This window comes from Bacillus sp. MYb56, from assembly GCF_002976445.1.
GTDB classification, from domain to species: domain Bacteria; phylum Bacillota; class Bacilli; order Bacillales; family Bacillaceae_G; genus Bacillus_A; species Bacillus_A mycoides.
This window is the reverse complement of the sequence record NZ_PCOH01000087.1, coordinates 1-6,450: the sequence shown is the minus strand read 5'-3', so window position 1 is coordinate 6,450 and position 6,450 is coordinate 1. Positions and strand designations below refer to the sequence as shown.

Genomic DNA, 6,450 nt, shown 5'->3' with positions numbered 1-6,450 from the left:
CGATAGAACTCTTTACTTAGGAATCCCCCTCTTCTAAACGAAGTGAAAGTGGGGGTAGTTCAATAAATCTTGTTTAAAAAATAAAATCATTATAAACATTAGAATCTATTTTAGAGGTGCTAGGCTAGATGTATCAAGGGATTCAAGATTTTACCTTAGTAAATTACAAGGTTAATTTGTGAGTAAATGATAGAAATTTCAGTTTCATATGAGTGGAAATTTCATAGCTGATTAGTTTAGAAAAAGAGAAATAATTATAAGATCTGAGATGTGTTTTGAATTTCTTTTTTGGGAAAAATAGTACGTTGCTTGGGGATTATAAGAATACATGACAAATAGCCTTGCTAATTATATTATTTTTGAGCAAGGCTAAGTTTTAGATGTTTTTTTATTAGGGCCTTAGAACACCCATTTTTTGCAGAATGGAATCTATTTTCTTGTTATTAAGCCAGTCTATAATTGGAAGTATGCTTTCATATTTTTGTGCATGTTCCATATTAGTTAAGGCTTCTTTCGCTTCATAATCGTTACGCTCTTTTCTTTGTTTAGATTTTTCAGCGAACATTTTCATAAAATGAGCGGGATTACTTATTTCAGCTTGATTATATTCAAACCATTCAACGCATTTTTCAAAATCCCATCTTTGATAACGATCAATTTTTTTCGGCATTCTTAAGGCTATAGTATAAGCGTCCTGTTCTGTTAAATATGTTACTGGTTGACTTGTTATATATCGATATGCTTTTTTCTGATCTTCACTTAAATAATCATTTAAATCTTGTAATCTATCAATAGCGTTTTGTGAAATAGTATTTGATCTTTCTAGTTCTTCAAAATTTAAAATATCTATGCCATTAAATAAAGTATTCTTTTCCTCATGTTTGGATTCAACAACTTCTTTAAAGAGTTTTTTCTTTAAAAGTTTAGTAAAAGTAGAACAGACATCAATTGCTACAGCCCATTTCAGCTTGAAATATTCAATGATTTTTAAATAATTGTTATGTAAAGTTAAAATGTAAATTGAAGGGGCAATTTTACCATATCTTCGTACTTTGATTTGTTGGCACACTCCCAAGTCTTGTAACCAATTAAACACGTAGTTAATAATTGGTTTTGAAATCCCTGACTTTTTGCTGATATGATCTTGCTTTACTTGGGAATAACCTTCTTGTACTAGGTACGATAAAACTGTTTCTACAGCTTCATATTTACGTTTTGTGAGGTAATCCTTCGTAGTAACACCCTCATATTCTAGGACAATATTATCAATGTAAGTAATAACTTTCTTAATTGATTGATTAATAGCCCCGGTTTTCTTTGATAGGTGATTGATGTGGGGACTTAATTCGGCTTTCGCTCGACTGAGCAAAAAATTGTGCAATAACACAGAAAAAACCTCCTAATTTTCCCACCACAAATAAACAGGAAAACAGAGGTTTTATATTCACATTGTATGCAACTTATGGTATAATTTTAACATCAAGTATGACATTAAAGAAAAACACATACATTTATAATGTGAATTTAAAACCCTATCCAGAGGAGTTTTTAATTAGTTCGAAGTTTGCCGACCTAGACTAATTAAAAACCGTGCGGTGGGGTTTTATTTTTTTATATAAACTTAATAATAGTATCATTAATTGAACCGTTTTTAATATAGGTAATTAATAATGTCTTTGTAAACTATTTTACACATAGTTTTTTGAAATATCAACTAAGAATAAGTTAGAAGTTGAATAAGAAAACGCGTTATTTTTATTGAAAATTCTGAAATTTATATAGAAATATAGAAAAATGTATATTGGAACGAAAGTTTCACTAATTTCTGGTAGAATGTATTTACAGAATATTCTATACGCATGTATTTTCCCATACATTAGCATTTCAAGAGGATGTGAGAATATACCATGATTCTAGAAAAAATCCATAAAGATCTAAATGATAAAGGTATTACTAATAGACAGCTTGCAGCAATGTTTGATACCAGTCATTCTAAAATAAATGAGTCATTTACCAGGAAAAGGGAGTTTGATTTTTATATTTACACTGAAATATTGAATATGTTATACCCACATGATTATAATTTTAGGAAAACGGAAGTACTGAAATATTGTGAAAAAGCAAAGCGTAAAGTGAATTTGAGAGTTGCTTTTGAATATTTAGATATGTGTGGAGAATTAGATGTATTACAGTATTTAATTGATAAGGAAAAAGAATCTAACAATATACTGAATCGTAAATTTGCAAATGCTTATGAATTACTTCATTTAAGAAATGATGGAAAAATAAATCCGCAAACTTTTTTAAAAACAGTAAAAAAGAAAATGGAACAAAGAAAGAGTACAGATGATATTAGCAAAATCCCAATGGATTTTTCACTAATCTACGCTTTTTTTGATTATCGAAATTATAATTTGGTAAGTGAATATACAAATGATTTATTATCACAAATTAAAAATTTGAAAAATCCATTTTTACGTTCTTCTTATGAATTACGAACTATGGAATTGCTTGCTACAAGTTATCATAGGAATAACGAGCTGGAAAAGGCAAGAGAATTATGTAATGAAATGATTGCTAGACAAGGGAGAGTAGCTTTAATACCAAAAGCAACAGCATGCTGTATCATGGGTGAGACATATATACTAAGCGATTATGAATTATCTAAGTACTACTTGGATAAAGGGTTGCAACTTATGATATCCCCAAATAACAAAAAGATGTTCAAGAAGAAACAAATGATACAAACAACTCTAGATTTTCTTAACATACATCTTGAAAAGAATCTAGATAATATAGAACCAAAAAATCCGGCAGAACTTGCATATTTGTATGTCAAAAGAGGTCTGAATCAACAAGCAGATAATCTTATTGAAGAAATCAAAAGGAAAAATGGTTTCTTGACACCGTTACAAGTTTTCATTCAGGCTCTTGCAAGAGATGATATGAATTTAATGAGAGAAGCATTATTGGCATTTGAGAGAAATAACGACTTGTTCTATGCAGAACTTCCTAAAAATGTACTAAAATTGAAGTAGGAGTGGTACAAGTGAAAAATTGGACAAAGAAAACTTATTTGCTAATTACAATAACAGCATTAGCAATGCTCCCCATGCAAGGGAGTATTGCTAAAATCATTCAATATATGATGGTAGATCCTGGTGGCGGTGCTGGGTGATAGGCTTGTTAAAAGATGACACTACAAAACATTGTAGTGTCATTTGTTGTTTAAGGGGTGGAACATTTGTTGGTAATTTTTAATGTTTCGTTCCACTAATGCGTAAAAATAGGAATTTATAAAAGAAAATCCATTTTACAGGAGAGTGCCTATTTGATGAAAAAGAAAAATATATGTAAACGAGTTGATTACGATTTCTTGGTATCGGTGTTGTCACAAACAAGTAATTATGTTGAACTACATAGTAAATTACAAACTTATATACAGCAAAATAAAAATTCAAAATCTAGTCTAAGAAAGAGAGCAAATTAAAAGGCAAAGGATTTATTTCTTTGTTTTTTTTACTTTATACCCAAGGAACTCTATGTACTCTAATAATCCTTTTTCTATTTCTTGACGTTCATCTTCGGAGACTGAATTAAGGTCTTCATATAATTCTTTTGCTAATCTACTTATTTCATTTTTATTAGAATCACCGTCATTTCCAACTAAATAGTCAACTGATACACCAAAAAAGCGTGAGATTTTTACTAGCATTTCATAATTTGGCTCAGCTCCTGAATTTTCCCAATTGGAAATTGTTGTTTGAGCAATCCCTAATGCTTTTCCAAGAGCGGTAGCGCTCATATTTTTTTTGTTTCTTAATTCTCTTAATCTTTTTCCAAACATGGTTTTTAGCTCCTTATAACTATATTTGTGTTAAAACTTAAAAAAGTTAACATATTAAGTGTTGACTTTCGGCTTAAAGACTAATAAACTGTAAAAAAAGGGGGGAGATATTTGACAGTTCTAAGAGAAATTCGTGAGTCAAAGGGTTATACAATTAAAGAAGTTTCAAAGGGTTCCAAAATTCCTACAAGTACTTTATACGATGTAGAATCAGGGAGAAAAGGTTTAATTTTTAGCAGGGCAAAAAACATTGCGGATTTTTTTGAAGAACCAATTGAGAACATTTTTTTTGCAACTTACTATCGAGCAAAGTTGGAATAAACCATTTTCACAAAAAATAATTATACATTTATATTGTAAATGAACCATGTAAAAAAGGTACAATTTTATTGTTATTTTTTAAGTTTTTAAATCAGAAAATTCAGATTAAATTGTTCTTTGAAAACTGCATATCATTTGAGGGAGCTGTTAGTATGTTGAAACGATCGTATCAAACGTTACTCATTGTCATGAGTATGCTTCTAATCGTCTTGAATTTTGTATTTCCACTTACGAAAGCGAGTGCTGAAGTCATTAATCGTGAGAAATACGAAATAAATTGGAGTTTTAGTCCCATGTACGGGAAAGACCTAAGGACAGAATTATTGAAGAATGCGAATGGGCAAATTGCGTATTGTTTAACTTATGGGAAATTAAGTCCCAACGGTAATGATCTTCCAGAGATGGGGCGCACAGATGATGTTGTGTATCGGGTTCTTCTAAATGGATATCCGCAAAAGAGTCCACAAGAATTAGGAGTTTCTAACTGGAATGAAGCGCATTACGCTACACAGCTTAGTATTTGGGCAGCGTTGGGTCAAATTGACATTAACGAAGTTCAGCATCGTAATGGGAATGTTGCGAAAGCTGTAAAAGCTATTATTGATAGTGCGAATGCAAGCCAGGAAACACAAGATATGTACATGAATGTAACGCCAACAGACAATCAAGAAGCAAAGTTAAACGGTGAGTACTTTGAAACGACAGTGTATCAAATTGAAAGTAATGCTAAGAACGGTGTGTTTACAGTTCAACTAGCTAATGCACCGAATGGAACGAAAGTTGTTTCCACAAAAGGTGAAGCGAAACAACAATTCAATTTAGGAGAACAATTCCGTATTTTGATACCGAAATCCTCTCAAACAGGTAACTTTTCCTTAAAAGTAACATCTAATCTTTCTAATTTGCAGGCAGTAGCATATCAAGGAACTGATAAAGTCCAAGATGCAACAGTCCTTTTAGAAAAAAATGAGGAAAAAGTGAGTGCCGAACTACAAGTAAACTGGAAATCCCTTGGTGGATTGAAAGTTGTAAAAGTGGGAGAACAAAAAGAATTGCTACAAGGTGCAGCATTTGAAGTCATGAACAGTGCAAATGAAAAAGTAGGCACAATGACTACAAATGAGCAAGGTTTAGCAAGCCTTTCTGGTTTAGAAATCGGAACTTATACTCTTAAAGAGATGAAATCACCTACTGGCTATGTACTAAATGGGCAGACACAACAGATTGAAGTGAAAACAGGCGAGGTTGCAACAATTACAGTGCAAAATACTAAGGTAAAAGGAAACATCGAGATTAAGAAATTAAGTGACAGCGGAAAAACACTTCCAAAAGTAGAGTTCACAGTGTATACAGCAGAGGGAAAAGAAATCACAAAAACAACTACAAATGAACAAGGGATTGCACAAGTGAAAGATCTTCCATATGGTAAGTATTATTTTGTTGAGACAAAAGGGGTAGAAGGATATCTTCTTAATCAAACAAAATATCCATTCGAGATCAAAGAACAAGGAAAAACACTGACATTTACGGTTGAAAATAAAGAAGTAAAAGGAAACGTGCAACTTCTAAAAGTAGATGGAGAGAATCCAGATAAAAAATTAGAAGGTGCGGTGTTCATTCTTCAAGATAGTAAAGGTAAGAAAATTAGTGAACACAAAAGTGATAAAAACGGTTTGATTGAAGTAAAAGACTTACCATTTGGAGCATACTCATTTGTTGAGAAGCAAGCACCAACTGGCTATGTTTTAACGAAAGAATCTATTCCTTTTAGTATATCGGAACAAGGAAAGACAATCATGCTAACAGCGAAAAATAAGCAAATCACAGGAGAGTTGGAGATTAGCAAGGTAGATATTGCGGATGGCAACAATAAGCTTCCAAATGCTGAATTTACCATCTTTAACGAAAAAGGTGAAGAAGTTGTAAAAGGAAAAACGGATCAAAACGGCATAGCGAAATTTAAGCTTCCATATGGAAAGTACACATATAAAGAAACATTCGCACCAGAAGGATATTTACTAAATGAAGAAATATTCTCTTTTGAAATTAAAGAGGATGGTCAAATCATTAAGCATACGGTGAAGGATCAGAAGAAACCGACGCCACCTACACCAGAGACACCACAACCACAGGTGCCGGAACAACCACAAAAACCAGAAACACCACAACCACAGGTGCCGGAACAACCAAAAGTAACCGAAAAACCTGTCATTCCACAACTAGAGCAACCACAACAGATTATTATGAAACCACAACTAGAACAAACACCAAAGAAAATCGAA

6 protein-coding genes are annotated in these 6,450 nt (G+C 32.1%); 4 read left to right on the top strand and 2 right to left on the bottom strand.

Annotation, left to right across the window (positions count from 1 at the left end; translation table 11 throughout):
* Window positions 1-391: 391 nt before the first annotated feature.
* The gene (locus CQ058_RS30645; protein WP_088004794.1) at window positions 392-1,387 is read right to left on the bottom strand and encodes a Replicase RepFR55; all 996 of its coding nucleotides are present in this window, start codon (window positions 1,385-1,387) and stop codon (window positions 392-394) included.
* A 520-nt stretch (window positions 1,388-1,907) separates the two neighbouring features.
* Here CQ058_RS30645 and CQ058_RS30640 point away from each other — a divergent pair.
* Together CQ058_RS30640 and CQ058_RS32610 are read left to right on the top strand one after the other, a co-directional pair.
* Window positions 1,908-3,038, top strand: a complete 1,131-nt coding sequence (locus tag CQ058_RS30640; RefSeq protein ID WP_002187890.1) for an AimR family lysis-lysogeny pheromone receptor — start codon at window positions 1,908-1,910, stop codon at window positions 3,036-3,038.
* 11 nt (window positions 3,039-3,049) lie between these two features.
* The gene (locus CQ058_RS32610; protein WP_002187888.1) at window positions 3,050-3,178 is read left to right on the top strand and encodes a hypothetical protein; all 129 of its coding nucleotides are present in this window, start codon (window positions 3,050-3,052) and stop codon (window positions 3,176-3,178) included.
* Window positions 3,179-3,502: 324 nt separating this feature from the next.
* Here the strand turns inward: CQ058_RS32610 and CQ058_RS30635 are convergent, their stop codons facing one another.
* Window positions 3,503-3,847 (bottom strand): helix-turn-helix domain-containing protein, encoded by a 345-nt coding sequence (locus CQ058_RS30635; RefSeq protein WP_002187884.1) that lies wholly within the window; start codon window positions 3,845-3,847, stop codon window positions 3,503-3,505.
* 111 nt (window positions 3,848-3,958) lie between these two features.
* Here CQ058_RS30635 and CQ058_RS30630 point away from each other — a divergent pair, with 111 nt between their 5' ends.
* Window positions 3,959-4,168, top strand: coding sequence for a helix-turn-helix transcriptional regulator (locus CQ058_RS30630; RefSeq protein ID WP_002187883.1), 210 nt, complete (start codon window positions 3,959-3,961; stop codon window positions 4,166-4,168).
* A gap of 152 nt (window positions 4,169-4,320) precedes the next feature.
* Window positions 4,321-6,450 (top strand): SpaA isopeptide-forming pilin-related protein (locus tag CQ058_RS30625; protein WP_105590226.1); only part of this gene is annotated, 2,130 nt, incomplete at its 3' end.